General features: G+C 58.8%; 14 protein-coding genes. 8 read left to right on the plus strand and 6 right to left on the minus strand.

The window, feature by feature from the left end; genetic code table 11:
• Window positions 1-430 precede the first annotated feature (430 nt).
• Window positions 431-2,743: an NADP-dependent malic enzyme gene (locus HB376_RS28140; protein ID WP_213766993.1), complete on the minus strand. Its 2,313-nt coding sequence runs from the start codon at window positions 2,741-2,743 to the stop codon at window positions 431-433.
• Between the two features lie 160 nt (window positions 2,744-2,903).
• Between HB376_RS28140 and HB376_RS28145 the strand changes: the two genes are divergently transcribed.
• The 4 genes from HB376_RS28145 to HB376_RS28160 all read left to right on the plus strand — a co-directional run bounded on the left by HB376_RS28145 (window position 2,904) and on the right by HB376_RS28160 (window position 7,542).
• Complete coding sequence (locus HB376_RS28145; protein ID WP_213767020.1) at window positions 2,904-3,161, plus strand: hypothetical protein; 258 nt, start codon at window positions 2,904-2,906, stop codon at window positions 3,159-3,161.
• Between the two features lie 130 nt (window positions 3,162-3,291).
• The gene (gene rpoD, locus HB376_RS28150) at window positions 3,292-5,370 is read left to right on the plus strand and encodes an RNA polymerase sigma factor RpoD (protein WP_213767015.1); all 2,079 of its coding nucleotides are present in this window, start codon (window positions 3,292-3,294) and stop codon (window positions 5,368-5,370) included.
• 209 nt (window positions 5,371-5,579) lie between these two features.
• The gene (gene fabZ, locus HB376_RS28155; protein WP_213766994.1) at window positions 5,580-6,047 is read left to right on the plus strand and encodes a 3-hydroxyacyl-ACP dehydratase FabZ; all 468 of its coding nucleotides are present in this window, start codon (window positions 5,580-5,582) and stop codon (window positions 6,045-6,047) included.
• Between the two features lie 457 nt (window positions 6,048-6,504).
• Entirely contained in the window at window positions 6,505-7,542 is a 1,038-nt protein-coding gene (locus tag HB376_RS28160; protein WP_213766995.1) for an isocitrate/isopropylmalate family dehydrogenase, read from the plus strand.
• Window positions 7,543-7,899: 357 nt separating this feature from the next.
• On the opposite strand, the gene HB376_RS28165 is transcribed toward HB376_RS28160, so the two are convergent.
• Window positions 7,900-8,289, minus strand: a complete 390-nt coding sequence (locus HB376_RS28165) for a hypothetical protein (protein ID WP_213766996.1) — start codon at window positions 8,287-8,289, stop codon at window positions 7,900-7,902.
• A gap of 731 nt (window positions 8,290-9,020) precedes the next feature.
• On the opposite strand from HB376_RS28165, the gene HB376_RS28170 reads away from it, so the two are divergent.
• Complete coding sequence (locus tag HB376_RS28170; RefSeq protein WP_213767016.1) at window positions 9,021-11,684, plus strand: DEAD/DEAH box helicase; 2,664 nt, start codon at window positions 9,021-9,023, stop codon at window positions 11,682-11,684.
• Between the two features lie 18 nt (window positions 11,685-11,702).
• Window positions 11,703-12,719, plus strand: coding sequence for a hypothetical protein (locus HB376_RS28175; protein ID WP_213766997.1), 1,017 nt, complete (start codon window positions 11,703-11,705; stop codon window positions 12,717-12,719).
• Between the two features lie 125 nt (window positions 12,720-12,844).
• On the opposite strand, the gene HB376_RS28180 is transcribed toward HB376_RS28175, so the two are convergent.
• The 4 genes from HB376_RS28180 to HB376_RS28195 all read right to left on the minus strand — a co-directional run bounded on the left by HB376_RS28180 (window position 12,845) and on the right by HB376_RS28195 (window position 15,968).
• Entirely contained in the window at window positions 12,845-14,032 is a 1,188-nt protein-coding gene (locus HB376_RS28180; protein ID WP_346730598.1) for a hypothetical protein, read from the minus strand.
• A gap of 648 nt (window positions 14,033-14,680) precedes the next feature.
• A complete protein-coding gene (locus HB376_RS28185) occupies window positions 14,681-14,968 on the minus strand; it encodes a hypothetical protein (protein WP_062092573.1) in 288 nt (95 codons plus the stop codon).
• An 83-nt stretch (window positions 14,969-15,051) separates the two neighbouring features.
• A complete protein-coding gene (locus tag HB376_RS28190) occupies window positions 15,052-15,573 on the minus strand; it encodes an RES family NAD+ phosphorylase (protein ID WP_213766999.1) in 522 nt (173 codons plus the stop codon).
• The gene (locus HB376_RS28195) at window positions 15,570-15,968 is read right to left on the minus strand and encodes an antitoxin Xre/MbcA/ParS toxin-binding domain-containing protein (protein WP_255631611.1); all 399 of its coding nucleotides are present in this window, start codon (window positions 15,966-15,968) and stop codon (window positions 15,570-15,572) included. The genes HB376_RS28190 and HB376_RS28195 overlap by 4 nt, the downstream gene beginning before the upstream one ends.
• A 312-nt stretch (window positions 15,969-16,280) precedes the next feature.
• On the opposite strand from HB376_RS28195, the gene HB376_RS28200 reads away from it, so the two are divergent.
• The gene (locus HB376_RS28200; protein WP_255631612.1) at window positions 16,281-16,523 is read left to right on the plus strand and encodes a type II toxin-antitoxin system CcdA family antitoxin; all 243 of its coding nucleotides are present in this window, start codon (window positions 16,281-16,283) and stop codon (window positions 16,521-16,523) included.
• Window positions 16,523-16,843 (plus strand): CcdB family protein, encoded by a 321-nt coding sequence (locus tag HB376_RS28205; protein ID WP_213767002.1) that lies wholly within the window; start codon window positions 16,523-16,525, stop codon window positions 16,841-16,843. The genes HB376_RS28200 and HB376_RS28205 overlap by 1 nt, the downstream gene beginning before the upstream one ends.
• Window positions 16,844-16,886: the final 43 nt, after the last annotated feature.

The following is a 16,886-nucleotide window of genomic DNA, read 5'->3' on the forward strand; positions in this document are numbered from 1 at the left end:
CGCCCGGACGATAGCCCGGCGCCCTGCTTGACTGGCTGGTCGTTGAGCACGCATTGGTCTGATTGCTTCGCCAGCGACAAGCGCCAGGTCTGATTTCCATGTGATCCGGAAGGCTTGCGTCGGTTTTTCGGTCGAATCGGTCAGCAGAGCGCTTCTTACCCTTGAAACCCAGGGTGCGATCCTGTGCAAGGGGCAGCGCCTTATCACCGTGCTGGATGCCGACAAACCCACGTAGATTGGCTGGGCCCGCGTAACCTTCAATTGCATGATCGGGCGATGACAGGTCTGTCGTCTCAAAGGGTCATGTCTATATGCAGATTCCAGTGCAACTGGGTGGTCCACCGCTCGCCCGCATTATGGCCATCGAGCGACCACGCTACCATTGATGTAGATCAATTCTGACCTGCGCTTGCCTTTGACAGTTGAAACATCAAGTCGCCCGGGGCGATGGGAATGCAGCACCCGCATCGGCGACGACCAATGCAGTCATGTTGACAATGGCACGCACCGAGGCGGACGCGGTCAGCACATGCACCGGCCTGGCTGCTCCCAGCAGCATCGGACCAATCGTAATGTTGTTGCCTGCGGCCATCTTGAGCAGGCTGTACGAGATGTTTGCCGCGTCGATGTTCGGCAGCACCAACAAGTTTGCATCGCCCTCGAGCGTCGACTCGGGCAGCACTTCGCTCCGAAGCTTTGCGTCAAGTGCGACGTCGCCGTGCATTTCCCCGTCCACCTGTAGATCCGGCGCGCGCGCTCTGAGAATCTCGATCACATCGCGCATCTTTTGTGCAGACGGTGCGTTGCTGGTGCCGAAGTTCGAATGCGACAGAAGCGCGATCTTCGGTTCAATGCCGAAGCGGCGCACTTCTTCGGCCGCCATGATCGTGATCTCGGCCAGCTGTTCGGGCGTCGGGTCGACGTTCACGTGCGTGTCGACGAGGAAGATCTGCCGGCCCGGCAGCATCAGCGCATTCATGGCTGCGTAGACGCTACAGCCTTCGCGCTTGCCGATCACCTGATCGATGAAGTGCAGATGGCGATGCGTCGTGCTGATCGTGCCGCAGATCATGCCGTCGGCGTCACCGTTCTTCACCAGCATGGAGCCGATCAGTGTCGTACGGCGGCGCATCTCGAGGCTGGCCATCTGCTTGCTGATACCCTTTCTCGCCATCAACGCGTGATATTCCAGCCAGAAGTCGCGATAGCGTTCGTCGTGATCCGTATCGACGAGGATGAAATCGATACCCGGCCTGATGCGCAGGCCATAGCGCGCGATGCGGTGCTCGATCACCGCCGGACGGCCAATCAGAATCGGTCTGGCAAGCTTTTCGTCGACGACGATCTGGACTGCGCGCAGCACGCGTTCCTCTTCGCCCTCCGCGAACACGATGCGCTTCTTCTCCGCCTCGACGCTGCGCGCCTGCTGGAAGATCGGCCTCATCGTCGTGCCGCTGTGGTAGACGAACTGCTGCAGATGCTGTTCGTAGGCGTCCATGTCCTCGATCGCACGCGTGGCCACGCCGCTATCCATCGCGGCCTTTGCCACGGCTAGCGCGATCTTCACGATCAGGCGCGGGTCGAAGGGCTTCGGAATCAGGTATTCCGGACCGAACGACAAGTCCTGGATGCCGTAGGCCGTCGCGACGATATCGCTCTGCTCCTGGCGAGCCAGTTCGGCAATCGCGTTCACCGCGGCGATTTCCATCTCGCGCGTGATCGTGCTTGCGCCTGCATCGAGCGCGCCGCGGAAGAGGAAAGGAAACACCAGAACGTTGTTGACCTGATTCGGGTAATCGGTACGGCCGGTGGCGAGCACCGCGTCCGGGCGCACTTCAAGGGCGAGTTCCGGCAGGATTTCCGGCGTCGGGTTGGCGAGCGCGAGGATCAGCGGCTTGTCGGCCATCTGTTTGACCATGTCCTGTTTCAGGACGCCGCCGGCCGAGAGCCCCAGGAAAATGTCCGCGTCAGCGATCGCTTCGGCGAGCGTGCGGGCTTGCGTTTCACGTGCGAAGCGTTCCTTGTCCGGGTCCATCAGCTCGACGCGGCCCTTGTAGACTACGCCGGCCAGATCGGTCACGAGAATGTTTCCGAGAGGCAGACCGAGGTCGACGAGCAGATCCAGACAAGCCAGTGCCGCTGCACCCGCACCGGACGACACCAGCTTGACCTTTGCAATGTCCTTGCCGACCACCTTCAGGCCGTTCGTGATCGCCGCCGCGACGACGATCGCGGTGCCGTGCTGGTCGTCGTGGAACACCGGAATCTTCATGCGTTTGCGACATTCACGCTCGACGATGAAGCAATCCGGCGCCTTGATGTCTTCCAGGTTGATGCCGCCGAACGTGGGCTCAAGCGCGCAGATCACGTCGACGAGCCTGTGCGGGTCCATCTCGTTCAACTCGATGTCGAAAACGTCAATGCCCGCGAACTTCTTGAACAGCACCGCCTTGCCTTCCATCACCGGCTTCGACGCGAGCGGGCCGATATTGCCGAGCCCGAGCACGGCCGTGCCGTTCGTCACGACGCCAACGAGGTTGCTGCGCGCGGTGAAGCGCGCAGCGTTCAGCGGGTCGGCGACGATCTCTTCGCACGCGAACGCGACGCCCGGCGAATACGCCAGTGCGAGATCGCGCTGGTTGATCATTTGCTTGGTCGGGGCAATCGCGATTTTCCCCGGCGTAGGAAACTCGTGGTAATTGAGCGCAGCTTCGCGGAGTTTGTCTTCGGCTGCCGTACGCATGATGTCTCCAGGCTATTCATATTTGCAGTAAATGATAATGATATTATCACCTCAGTGGGATGCCAGTACGCGGGCAGGGGTCCTCGAAGTGCCGCGCGGGAAATCGACGCGGCCAAGCTAACGTGCGACAACACTCAGCAACGGAATACAGGAAGCTCAGATGACTTCGTCCACATACCTCGATGACCGAGAGCGAATGCGCCTGCGTCACGATCCGGTCGGATCGTCGGCAGAGGCAGCGCCAGCTCCCGGTGAGGTCTTTCTGTACGCGACGCTTGATGGAAAGACAATTGTCTTGATCGAACCGGAAGAGCGGTTCAGCGACCACCATGCGACGGGGCCGGAACAGGAAGTCCGGCATGAGATTTCGGTCTCTGAGCTGATTCAACTGATACGGGCGCACGGCGCCCGTCTATGAATCGGCGAGGCACCCCTATAAGACCGCGGCGTGTGCTGCGAGCTAACCCTGACGTCACTTTTGAAGGAGCGACAGCGTGACGAAGAAGGCCGCGAACCAGAACCAGGGGTTGGACGCGGTCGCGGACAACATGAACGTGACGAGCCGACGCACGGGCGAAAGCGTTTCAGATCGTACGCACATAGCTACCACAGTCGCGCCGCAAGACGCACCCTCGGCGGTACTGGATAACGCGCCTACCACACGGCCGACAGTCGGAACAGTTCCACCGAGCACCCGCTCACGCCGGACGAAGGAAGACCCACGCGCGCGGGAGGCTCTTGCTGCGCAGCAGGATGATTCCGCCAGCGAAAGCGAGGACGGACGCTCGAACCTGCGGACACTGATCAAACTGGGCAAGGAACGCGGTTTTATCATCCGTTTCGAGATCAGCGATTGCCTGCCGGACCATCTTGCGCAATCGGACGCAATCGAGAGTGTGATCAGAAGCTTCACCGACATGGGGGTCCCCGTGTTGGAGCGGGCACCGGACGCTGAGACCGTGGTGATGCACGATCATGCGATCTTGACCCCGTCCGATGAAGAGGTCGAGGAAGAGGTGGCGGCGACGCTCTCGAACATGGATGCGGAGTTCGGTCGAACCACCGATCCCGTGCGCATGTACATGCGAGAGATGGGTGCTACCGAACTACTAACCCGTCAGGGCGAGATTGCGCTTGCACGGCGCATCGAAGAAGGCCGCAACGGCATGATTCGAGCCATATTGTCATGTCCCGCAACGATTGCCGAGATGCTGTCGATCGCTGACGGCGTCGCCAGCGGCGAAACGCGTATCGAAGAGTTCGTTGACGACATCATTGATCCCCGCGCGCCGGACGCAGACGATGTTGCTGCGATCGTTGAGGAAAACGTGGAGGCCGAACCGGCGCCCAGCGATGACAGCGACGATGAAGACAACGAAATTGAAGCTACGTCGTCACAACATTTGCGCATGGAGACCCTAACGCGCGACGCGTTGGCGACGTTCTCACGAGTGGCCGACTGGTTCGAGAAACTACGTGACGGGTACGAAACGGAGGGTTATGGTTCCGGGCGATATCGTATGGCGCAGACGGCGATTGAGTCCGAACTGACGACGATCCACTTCACCGCGCGTACTGTCGAACGTTTATGCGGCACGCTGCGACTGTTCGTCGGCGAGGTGCGAACGATCGAGCACGAGATCGCGCGGATCGTAGTTGACAGGTGCGGCATGCCGCGCGACACGTTTGTTGCACATTTCCGAGGTAATGAAATCAACCCGATGTGGCTACAACAATCCATCGCAGCAGGGCACCCATTCGGTCGGGTGCTGGAACGAAACCTCTCTGCGATACGGCTGGAGCAGGAGAAACTGATCAAATTGCAAAAGCGGTTTGTGCTGCCGTTTGACGATTTCAGAGAAGTCTGCCGCGCGATGGCGGCAAGCGAACTGAAAATGCGCCGAGCGAAGGGCGAAATGATTGAAGCGAATTTGCGGTTGGTGGTCTCAATCGCAAAGAAATATACGAATCGTGGCCTGCTGTTTCTCGATCTGATACAGGAGGGCAATATCGGCCTGATGCGGGCCGTCGATAAATTCGAATTCCGCCGTGGGTACAGGTTTTCCACGTACGCCACCTGGTGGATCAGGCAGGCCGTTAGCCGGTCGGTTGCGGACCAGGCTCGTACCATTCGAATCCCGGTCCATATGATCGAGACGATCAGCAAGCTAAGGCGGATTTCGCGCGAAATCTTGCAGGAGACGGGACACGAGCCCGACGTAGCAGTACTGGCGGAGCGAATGGGGATACGCGAAGACAAGATTCGGGCAATGCTGCAGATGGTCAGAGAGCCAGTTTCTCTGGATGCACCCGTAGGAGAAAACGACGACACGTCCGTGGGCGATCTGGTCGAAGATGTTGCGGCCATCTTGCCCGCCGATGCCGCCCTGCATGCCAGCCTGCGGGACGCGATCAGCGAAGCACTCACAACCTTGACGCCACGTGAAGCTAAAATTCTGCGCTTGCGATTTGGGATCGAGAACAGCACGGATCACTCGTTGGAGGAAATCGGAAACCAGTTTGATGTGACGCGTGAGCGAATCCGCCAGATCGAAGCCAATGCACTGCGCAAGCTGCGTCACCCGGCTAGGTCCGAACGATTGAGGTCGTTCCTCGACGAGAAGTAGGCGCCTGAGGTGATAGGCGGGGGTACCTCGGCGGAGAACTGCGCACGCAACGACGCGGTGCAATCGACGATCGGTGCGGAACTGCCGCTGCTTCGCAAGAACAAGGCAATCCGAGCGTCGCGCTGATGGACGGCCGGCCGCGTTGCCCATCCTCCTGAGCCGGTATACATAGACATCGTCACACAGTAAGCGACCTGAGCAGAAATACCATGAGCACCGACAAAATCAATCTCGACATTCACAGGATTCTCACGCTGTTGCCGCATCGTTATCCGTTCCTGCTCGTCGATCGGGTGCTCGAGCTCGAACCGCACAAGCGCATCAAGGCACTGAAGAACGTGTCGATCAACGAACCATACTTCATGGGTCATTTTCCGAGACGCCCTGTGATGCCGGGCGTGCTGGTGCTCGAAGCGCTTGCACAGACGGCAGCGTTACTGACCTTCTCAGAAGAGCCACACGATCCGGCCAACACACAGTACCTATTCGCCGGCATTGACGATGCGCGCTTCAAGCGGGTGGTCGAGCCCGGGGACCAACTGATCCTGACAGTCGTGTTCAAGCGGCACATGCGCGGCGTCTGGAAATTCATGGCACGCGCCGAAGTGCAGGGTGCGGTGGCTGCGGAAGCTAGTCTTATGTGTACAGTCAGACATGTGAATGCGGACGAGAAGTAAGACGCGCGATGCGGCAGCCGGACAACGAAACAGAGTGACGGGCGACTGCTTACCCGGTACATCGCCGAACGGATAGACATGAATCTTCAGGCTCGCGAGACCCCCTCGGTGAATCCGGGCGATGGCCCTCAGTTCTGGTTCCCACTCCACGGAGTTGCCGCATTAGCGCATGGCAGCGTGACCGGAGCACCGCTGGCAGGACTAACACAGGTGGACGGCATTCTTGCTATACCGCGTGCTCTTTGGACCGTTGCCGGGGCCGAGTGTTCTGGCCCGTAAGGCGTGTTGTGATTCGCATTCCTCAAAATAATAACATTAGGGTAAACCCGCCCGAGTCTCGTACATCGTAGTAGTGGCATGTCGGTTCTAGCCACGGCTACGACTAACCGCGGTACCAGCAGCGTCCGCCATAAGCGGTCAATCGCTGCGGTCTGCTCCATTCGAATTTGGATGACTTATGGAAAACATGATGAAATATCAAATTCCCGCAACGCTGATCCCCGGGGATGGAATCGGGCCGGAAGTAGTTGCCGCCGCGGTTCATGTTCTGGATGGTTTAGGATCGCCATTTGTTTGGGATGTACAGCATGCTGGAATCGCCGGAGTAGCGCACAGTGGCGACCCGCTGCCCGATGCGACACTCGATAGCGTTCGCAAGCACAAGCTTGCCCTCAAAGGTCCGTTGACCACCCCGGTCGGCGAGGGGTTCCGTTCTTCCAACGTTCGACTTCGCGAAGAGTTTCAGCTTTTTGCCAACGTCAGGCCCGTGCGTACCATCGTCCCCGGACGCTACGACAAGATCGACCTCGTTCTCGTGCGAGAAAACCTGGGCGGCTTCTATGTTGCACACGAGTACTATATTCCTGTCGACGAGGATCCAAAAGCAGTCGCGGTCGCGACGGGTGTTAATACGCGCGACGCGTGCGAGCGGATTGTCAGATTTGCGTTCGAATACGCATTGAAGCACAGACGAAAGAAGATCACCGTCGTACATAAGGCTAACATCCTGAAGGTACTTACCGGATTGTTCCTGGAGGCCGCTAGAGACGTGGCCCAGGAATACCAAGGTAGGGTGGAAATGAATGACATGATCGTCGACGCCTGTGCGATGCAGTTGGTGTTGAACCCGTGGCAGTTCGATATGCTCGTGTGCACCAATCTGTTTGGGGACATTCTGTCGGACCAGTTAGCGGGTCTTGTCGGCGGACTTGGCATGGCTCCTGGCGCCAACTACGGCAATGACACAGCGATATTTGAAGCTGTACATGGGTCTGCGCCGGACATCGCTGGCAAGGGTGTTGCCAATCCAATCTCGCTACTACTTGCATCGGGGTTGATGCTTGACCACGTTGGTAAAGGCGATCTCGCCGAGCGCTTGCGAACCGCAATCAACGAAACACTCCAAACGGACCATATTTGCACGCGCGATCTGAAAGGCACCGCGTCAACGAGTGAGTTCGCCGATGCAGTGGTTCGTCGGATCAGGAGCACGTAGCCCGGTTCGACACACCGCATGGCCAATATTCTTAAGGGTAGATGCGGCGGTTCTGACGATGTATGCCCGGGAAACCGAAATCTACTGCGCCCCCGCCGCCGACGATCGGGCTACGTGGGCGCCCTCGATGGTGCACATTGCGCTGGAGGGGCGAGTGCATGTGCTGAGTGCGCGCCAGGCCATCAAGCTCGGCGAATACCCGCCTTCATATAGTCGAAGCCAGTCGCGTAGGCAATCACGATTGCGTGAAACCACGCCACGGGCGCGACCCTCTCGCCCAGAAAGCGTTCTGCTTCAACGGCTGCATGACCGCGGTCGGGACGAGGCTGAGGATGGAAGCGCTTGCCTCTTGACGTCTCACTGCACGAGCTCGCCGCTCCATCGATCACGGTGCGCCCAGAACGGACATTGCGTACATTTTTCGCCTTCCGGGTAGTCAATGCCTTCCTCATGCGGGCAGCCGATGATGCGATCAACGGCCACCACCGATTTGGCACCATGATGATCGATGAATCGAACGATCGCTTCGGTGATTTCGGGATCGCCTCTCGCATCGGTTGTTTCGCAAAACCACCGCTCAACCGGGTCAGCGTCAGCATCTTCGTGTGCGACGATGCCAACAGAGACCTTCGTCGCTCTCGTGTCGTCCGGCCCGTAGAAGGCAACCGTTGCCACTGGATAGCCGCAGAAGCCCTTGCCACGTTTTTTTGCAAACTTGTCTCGGTACCACTGAGCCTTGAATGTCATGATCCCTCCCTCGCATGCCTTGCCTAGTGACGTACGCGGCGTCACGGAAGTACACACAAAGCGTAGCAAGTTTCTTGCACCTTTACCGTACGCCGCTACAAGCGGGTTTGCGAAGCAATGGCTGTGGGGCTGAGCAAGGGGCGTTCGCAGCATAGACGCGAGCGCAATGGCGTGACTCACACCGGTCGAGATCGGAGGTGGTCGAGGTGCAACGGTCATTCCCGCCTTCGAGTCGGTCGTCATATCCTCGGCCGAAGGAGACACTTCGCCTTTTAGTCGTTTGTAACATACGCGCCAACTGATTTTCGCTTGCGCGGGATGGCGCCGCCATCGGCATTGCATCTCGTATGCCTCAGTTTTGGTACTCTTTCATCATGAGTGTTATTTCTCGCAGAATTCGGAAATCCAACGGAACCGCCGCAACCGTTGAGGGTTGGCCCGCCGGCGGCAGTGCCGGGGCGAACCTCTGTGAGTGGATGTAGCAATCATGTCGTCCTACAGCAAATGAAAAGACAGTTCACCAGACATGCACGACACAGCGGCCACGCACACCCCGGCAACTTGGTTCACCCCACAGTTCGATCGGACCAGGCGCAAACGGAGCTTCGCCCAGTTCGCACTAGGCGGGTGGGTCCGCTGGTTGTTTACGAAGCCGCTTTCCGTGAAAACAGGCAGCTGCAGCGCTTGCTGCGACCGCGCGACGTGGACGGGCGTTCTTGACTGCTCCCGACATGTTCGCGCCACACCTGACGCCCGGTGGTCACCTGCTCGCGGTGCCGGAGGATGCCGCGCCACTATTGGCGGATGAAGTACGACTGCGGCTAGGCAGTTCTTTTGCGCTCGGAGCGGGGCATGGCCTGCTGCATCTGGGAACGGCGGAAATCGGCCGCATTCTCCCACCCGCCTGGGGCTGGTGGCGTGATTTTGCCGTGCGCTACGTCACCGCCTTGTGCGCCACGCCCGAAGGCGGCGAGATCGCGGTCGTCACCCCTGCTATCAAGGATTTCGATGCCCTGATCTCCGATGCGCCGCCGATGAAGGGCGGGGAGTACCTAACGCCAGAGGTGCTGATCACGCTGTGGGGCGAGATCGATACCGCCTTGCACCAGGAACTGGCGATCACAAAAGTCTCGCTGCAGAATTTCCTGAAGTCGCGCCACCCGGCCTGGAACCTCGTCGGCCGCGTGCATTTCAACCTCGCTGAGAACCGCCAGGATCCCGAGTCACCGTTCGCCTTCCTTGCGACCTACACTTCGCGCCTGTCGGCCCATGGCAAGGCGCAGCATCAGCCACTGTCGCAAGCTCTGGCGGAATTTTCGGGGGCCAGGAGCAGGGCACAGCTCTTGTCGCTGCTGCTGCCGGTGCAGCGCGCCGTGCAAGACTGCGATTGGCTTCGTGAAATGGTGGATACGGGCGAGATATACCATCCGCTGCGCTGGACGCCGCTTGACGCCCATCGCTTTCTCACAGACCTGCCCAAACTCGAAACCGCCGGCATTGTCGTTCGCACGCCAAGCGTCTGGCGGGCGGGCCGACCTGCTCGTCCCGTTGTGAAAGCCAGCGTCGGCGCACGACCACCTTCGCTCCTAGGCAAGGATGCATTGCTCGATTTCAGCATGGAGGTGTCCCTCGACGGTGAGCATCTCGGCGCTTCCGAGGTCAGGGATCTGCTCAAAGGCGCCGACGGCCTGCAACTCATCCGTGGTCGCTGGGTTGAGGTGGACCAAAAAAGGCTCGGTCGCCTCCTGAAGCAGTTCGAGGCCATGGAAAAGGCGGCGAAAGCCGGTCTGCCCTTCAACGAAGCCCTACGTCTTCTGGCGGGTGTTTCGCTCGACGATAGCGGCGACCCTGCTGATCGCGACTGGTCGCAGCTTGTTGCTGGGCCTTGGCTGGCCGATATCCTGCAGGAGCTGCGTCAGCCGGAAGGGTTGGCGCAGATCAGCCCGGGCGCGGAACTCAAGACGAGCCTGCGGCCCTACCAGCAGGCTGGCGTGCGGTGGTTGTATCTGCTCACCCGGCTTGGCCTGGGCGCTTGCCTGGCGGACGATATGGGCCTGGGCAAGACCATGCAGGTACTCTCGCTGCTGCTCGTGCTGAAGCGCGAAAGCGCCGAGGCGCGGCCCAGTCTGCTGGTCGCCCCCGCATCGCTGCTGGCCAACTGGGCGTCAGAGGCCGAGCGTTTCGCCCCCGGCTTGGCGCTGCTGATTGCCCATCCATCGGTCATGCCGGCGGCCGATTTGCGCGCGTTGGATGCCGCGCGCCTTGCGGACATTGATCTCGTCATCACCAGCTTTGGCTCGCTTCTTCGCCAGCCGGTACTGGAGACGATCCAATGGCGCATTGCTATCGTTGATGAAGCGCAGGCGATCAAGAATCCGAGCGCCAAGCAAACGCGACAGGTCAAGCAGCTCCAAGCACAGTCGCGCATCGCGCTCACCGGAACCCCCGTGGAAAACCGTCTGTCCGATCTCTGGTCCATTTTCGATTTCACCCACCCCGGTTTGCTGGGCTCGGACAAAGTTTTCGCCAATTTCACCAAGCGCCTGGCAAAGGCCGAGCACTTCGGCCCGCTGCGTACGCTCGTGCGGCCCTACATCTTGCGCCGCCTCAAGACCGACAAGCGGGTGATCGACGACCTTCCGGACAAGACTGAACTCAAGGCATGGTGCCACCTGAGCCCGAACCAGGCGGCACTTTACCAACGAGCGGTGAAGGACCTGGCCGCCGCGCTTGAGGACGCCGAAGGCATCGGTCGCAAGGGTGTGGTGCTGAGCTTTCTGATGCGTTTCAAACAGATATGCAACCATCCCTCGCAATGGCTGGGCGACGCGGCGTGGAAGGCCGAAGATAGCGGCAAGTTCGCTCGCCTGCGGCAACTAGGCGAAGTCATCGCAGCCAAGCAGGAAAAGGTACTGGTATTCACCCAGTTCCGCGAGGCCACTGAGCCGCTGGCGGCATTCCTGGGTTCAATCTTTGGTCGCGAAGGTCTGGTGCTCCATGGCGGCACCCCGGTGGCTAAGCGCCGCGAACTGGTCAAGCGATTCCAGGAAGATGAGTTGACACCCTTCTTCGTGCTCTCGCTAAAGGCGGGTGGGACGGGATTAAATCTGACCGCCGCTTCCCACGTGATCCACTACGACCGCTGGTGGAATCCGGCCGTGGAAAATCAGGCAACTGACCGCGCGTTTCGTATCGGGCAGCAGAGGAACGTCCTGGTGCATAAATTTATCTGCCGTGGCACGATTGAGGATCGTATCGATCAGTTGATCGAAGCGAAACAGCAATTGGTGAAGGATGTGCTGGAGGGCGGTGCAGAACTCCTGCTCACCGAGATGAGCGATCGCGAATTGCTCGATCTCGTGAAGCTCGACGTTCATGCTGCGCAAGAAAACTGATCGCCAAGAGGAAGCGCAATGGGTTATGGGGGATGGAAGCCTTATGTCTCGGTCGCCGCACGCAAGAAAAAGGCTGAACTGGCCGCCGCCAAGGCGAAGAAGGCCGGTGCGGTCCTGTCACCAATCGCGTCGTATCGCGGCGCCATCGCCAAGACCTTTTGGGGCAAGGCCTGGTGCGACAATCTGGAACGCTACAGTGACTATGCCAACCGCCTGCCGCGCGGCCGTACCTATGTGCGCAACGGTTCGGTGATTGACCTCCAGATTACCGCAGGCGAAGTGCGAGCACAGGTAATGGGTTCGAGGCTCTACACGGTTACCATGACCGTGGCGGCGTGTCCCAAAAAGCAGTGGCAAGCAATCGGAGCCGATTGCTCGGGGTCGATCGATTCGATCGTGGAACTCTTGCAGGGCAAGCTCTCGACAGCCGTGATGGATCGCATCTGCAAACCTGGCACCGGTCTTTTTCCGGCGCCCAAGGAAATCACGTTCAACTGCACTTGCCCGGACTGGGCGTCGATGTGCAAGCACGTTGCCGCCGTGCTCTACGGCGTCGGCGCACGGCTCGATCAACAGCCGGACTTTCTCTTTGCCTTGCGCCGGGTCGATGCCAATGATCTCATCCGTCAGGTCGGTACCGGTCTACCTGAATCGAGAAAACGCCCAGCTACACGCAAAGTGCTCGACGACGCGTTGGTGGCCGATGTGTTCGGCATCGAGATGGCCGAAGCTTACCCACCGGCCGAGCTTGCTGCCGGACGTAACAAGCCATCGGCAGGTAAGGTCACAGCGAAGAAGGCAGCCAAGCCGACTGTCACGACAGCCCGGAAGCCGACCATGAGCGTGAAGACTGCGGCGGACAATCAAGCGGTAACACAGAAATTGCCAGTCAAGCCATCTGCTGGGCCACGTAAATCAACGTCTGGCAACGTCGTTGCCGGTAAAGCAAAGGTGGCAAACTTGCCCGCAACGCCGAAAGTGGCTGCAACAAGGAAGCGCGCCACTGTTCGACCGTCGAAAGCTGAGTCCCGCTGAACCCAGATCCCATCTGAACGGTGATTGACTCTTAACGGCAGGCGAACTTGCCATGATTCACGTAATAAGACGCGTGATCCCGCCAAACGTCCAACCGGAGATACCAATTGCCATGTCGATTCAAATCAGAGCGACACGATTTGTCGCAATAGTTCCAACGCTTTCATTTCGTCTAGGCGACCAGTACGTGCTTTGCCCGCGAGCGTCTTTATCAGCGCTTCCGCTATCGGTTCAATCCCTTGCAGGTCGTCCAAGCTGCTTGCCGAGGTAAGACGGCGCGGTTCCGTGATGACCTGCGTTACCGGGGCTGGCGCAAACTGCTGACGGGCGGCGGAGAACGAGACATCGTTATCAACAGTTTGCCGAATAGCCGGATCGGCAGCGGACGGGACCGCTTGATCTAGTTGCCTCGTGACCACATTCGTCTCAGCGGCGACACTTGTTGGACCGCCTGTGCCATCCGCATCAGGGTGTAGGGTGAGTCGAGCACCCGCATTTTTCGCCTTCGTACCCGCAGGTTTCTTCGCCGCTATCGCTTTTGGCTCAATCGCGGGCGGCAGTTCTTGCTGAGCGGATGCATGGCGACGCGACGGGGGAACAAGCAAATCCGACACAGACTCAGGGATGTCCGTTACTGAACGCGGAACGTCCAACCAGCCAGTCGGCAAACCAAGGCGTTCGGTGAACCGATTTGCTTCGGCATCGTTCATACGCTTCTGTCCATAGAAACGATTGGCCATGTTGGAGTCGCTAATTTCCATCACGGCACCGAGCCGAACCTTCGATCCTTTGCGGGACGTGAGCACGTGTAGGTTGGCGCGACGAATGTTTTCCAGAACTGCGATGTCGTTCAACGGCAAGGATTGCTGAGCCCCCGACTTTGGGGACGCTTTGACTTTCGCGGGCGCTGATTTCGTCGGGGTCGCCGTGGCAGGCTTCGCGGCCGTAGCGTTGCTCTTCGCGATGGTCCTTGGCGACCCGATACTGGTCTTCTTTGGCATTTCTGGTTCTCTGGGCGAGCGATCGGTGAGGGTAGAGTGGTGATTAGCCTGTGTAACAGGAGCCGGCTTCAATACTTGCTCGTACGCAATTTCCGGTTCGGCGTTCGCATGAATGAAGTCAAGTGGTGACCTCAATCGACTAATGGTCTCGGGTGTGAGAACGGGATTGGGTTGATCGAAAAACCCATCGGGTAGCCCAAGCGTGGTTTCTATATGAAAGGCTGTCTCAGGTGTGAATCTCTCGCCATCCGCCAATTCGGCCACACGCGTTAAGTTGGAGTCGAGTCCCAGTGCGATGTTTTCCGCGCCCACCGCATCTACCAACAACTTAAACGAACGTGTTTTGAAAATGGACGCCGTGTGGGCCGGGTCTCGAGGAGGTGGAGCTTTTACGTATGGCTTGTTCTGTCGGTGGGATGTCGCTTTTGCAGGTTGGCGCGATTGACGCTGGCCTGTGTCTCGAGATCCCGAGTATCGCCCGTGTGCTTGACTCATAAAGTGGGGCTCCCCGCCGTGAAATCACTATCAGTTCGCGCATTATAGGCGAGCGTGAAGCGGTGCCGCCGTTGTTGAGAGGCCGCGTGCGATCTCCCCATCAGTCAAGCGCGAGAGAGCGGTTGAGCTGACCACGCATGTCACCATATAGCGATAACCTTCAGCGAAGATTCGAACGGAGAGGATCTCTACGCTTGGACGAACTGCTCACAAGTGCCGAATGTGCCGTACAACGCGAAGTGGGGTTGGTCAAGAAGGAGCTTGAGCGTGAGAAGACGCGACTTCCGAGCTTGTGCACTCAGTTCTCAGGGGCGCATTCGGAAAGTCTAGCGACTAAGCAAAGCTCCCTGTATGAAATCGCAAAATTTATGCAAGAGCCTAATTCCTCGGCGGCTTTTCTCTCGGCAATCAGTTGGTCGTGGCGCGTGTTGCATCGGGCGTTAATTTCGGAACGGCCGCCGTTGATTAATGCAGAGTCCGCGCGCCGCGATTCGTGCCTGCGGCCTCGACCTGTTGAAGGATATTCGCGCGACACTCGGCTTTGATCTGGTTCGCCGCTTCCCTGACCAACGCGTTGCCGTAAAAACGCGCAACCTTCGCGTCGATCGTGTCTTCCACGTGCTGAATGGCGGCTTCAACGCTCACCGGATCGTCCGGATCGAAGCCGGTCGTGATGACGTCCTCCTGTAGTGCCTTGAGCCCTTCGCCGGCTTCCGCGAGAACTCGGGTCAACTCATCGGACAGTTTGTTCACAGAGCCCTCTCAACTTGATTGGTCGTCGACGCGCAGCGGCGTTTTGAGGAAATGCCAACTGGGCGATCCAAGATCACGAACGTTTATTGCCACGACGTTTGGTTTTTCGGAAGCGCGCCCGCGGGATCAAACACCGACATTGTATCGGCCTCGTTAAATGCGCTCGGGTAGAGTACAAGGTTGGTGCCCGTTGAGGCTAGGCGTGAATTGAAAAGAACGCCTTTGGCCCCGGCACTGAGCACCAAATCGCCGAGCACCCAACTGGGCGGTTCAATCCGATTGTTAAACCACAACGCGCGCCAATCGCAATAGAAATCCTCCCAGAGCGGGTCCCATTCGCGCGCGTTAAACCCTTCACGAAAATCAACGATCGGTGCAGCGCTGATCTGATAGGTCACGAACGTACCGGGTGGCAGGAGCGTCGAGACCTGTTTGTATTCATCAATGGCCGTTTGTACATCGAGTGCGAGGTAGAGCGCCTCGATCCCGGGCCGATTGACGCGGCCACCGTGGGTAGCCGCGCCAGCGCCGCTGAGAGGTATCGAAGCCCACTTTGGCGGGTGAACACGGTAGGCGGTGATGTGGTCAAGCTGAGTGACAATCATCCTGCGGCGCCTGCTTCGAGCGACACAACATAACGGATCACATCGTCAGCCCGGCCGTCGGAAACGAGTTGTTCCGCAGTTTTATAGCCAAATACGGGCAGAGGCTCGTTTCGATACCAAAACATCGCGCGCTCAATGTCGCCCGAAATGTCGCTCGCGGCCCGAAGGACCCGTACCGCTTCGCGCAAGAACCGTTGTACGCTCTCAGAGCCGGGCGCCCGGCTGAGCGTATTTCGGTGCACATGGGCTTGCTGGGCCAAGGTTTGCAGGTCAATTTTCAGCGCTTGCCCGAATGCCCGCGCAGACAAGGCCGGCGAGTCCGAGTCACGCAGGGATTCCATGAACTGGTCGAAGCTGGCGCGATGACCGACAGCTTGAGATAGTGACGTATCCATTTTCTTATCCCGGATGCACAATATTTGCACCATTATAGCAGCTTAATCGCACAAAACCGTGGCCATATCTGGCCGCTGTGCGAACCGTCGTAGCAGCCGGCGGCACTCGGGATGGAGGATTGGCGGGTGGCCGGGCGCCGGTTACATGCATTCGAGTCCAAGTAACCCTATCATGTATTCAATTACTTAAAAGTGATAATTAAGATTATGTCTAATTAAAATTAACATCGCTCCGCGGCAGAAAGATCTCAACGAACACGACTAACGTCGGTGTGGACTATAATGCACATGTTTTTCAACATGGAGATGCGCATGGGTAAGGCACTCGAAGCCCGGGCACGCAAGTCTACGAATGTCACGCTGCCGCCTGAAGTCCTAGATCGGGCCAAGGAGCTAGGGATAAACCTTTCGCGCGCGAGTGAGCGTGGCGTGCGCGAAGAAATTCAGGAGACTGAGGCTCGTCGTTGGGCCGACGACAATGCCGAGTTGGTCGCAGCGTACACTTCGATGGTTGAACGCGACGGGCTGCCGCTCTCGAAGTACAGGACGTTTTAATGGCGCGTTTTGATCTCTATGCTAATCCTGACGATGAGACTCGGCGACTCGCGCCGTATCTGCTCGACGTGCAGAGCACGCATGTCGGAACCTTGCCGACGCGCATCGTGATTCCTCTTCGACCGACCCCGGATCTCGGGTTCTCGGGCAAACCGTCCGATTTGCTGCCCGTTTTCGAAATCAATGGCGAGAAACACTTCCTCGACACGCCTGCCATGAGTGCTGTTCCCTTGAACGCGCTTGGCAGGCGCCTCGGCTCCCTTGCGGATCGCCGCGATGCTATCTCGGCCGCGCTCGACCGGATTTTCGGCGCCTACTGACTGAAGGCAACATGGGGTTGGTCTGCTAGGCGGAAACTGCCAA

Source organism: Caballeronia sp. dw_19 (assembly GCF_018449515.1).
In the GTDB taxonomy this organism is placed as follows: domain Bacteria; phylum Pseudomonadota; class Gammaproteobacteria; order Burkholderiales; family Burkholderiaceae; genus Caballeronia.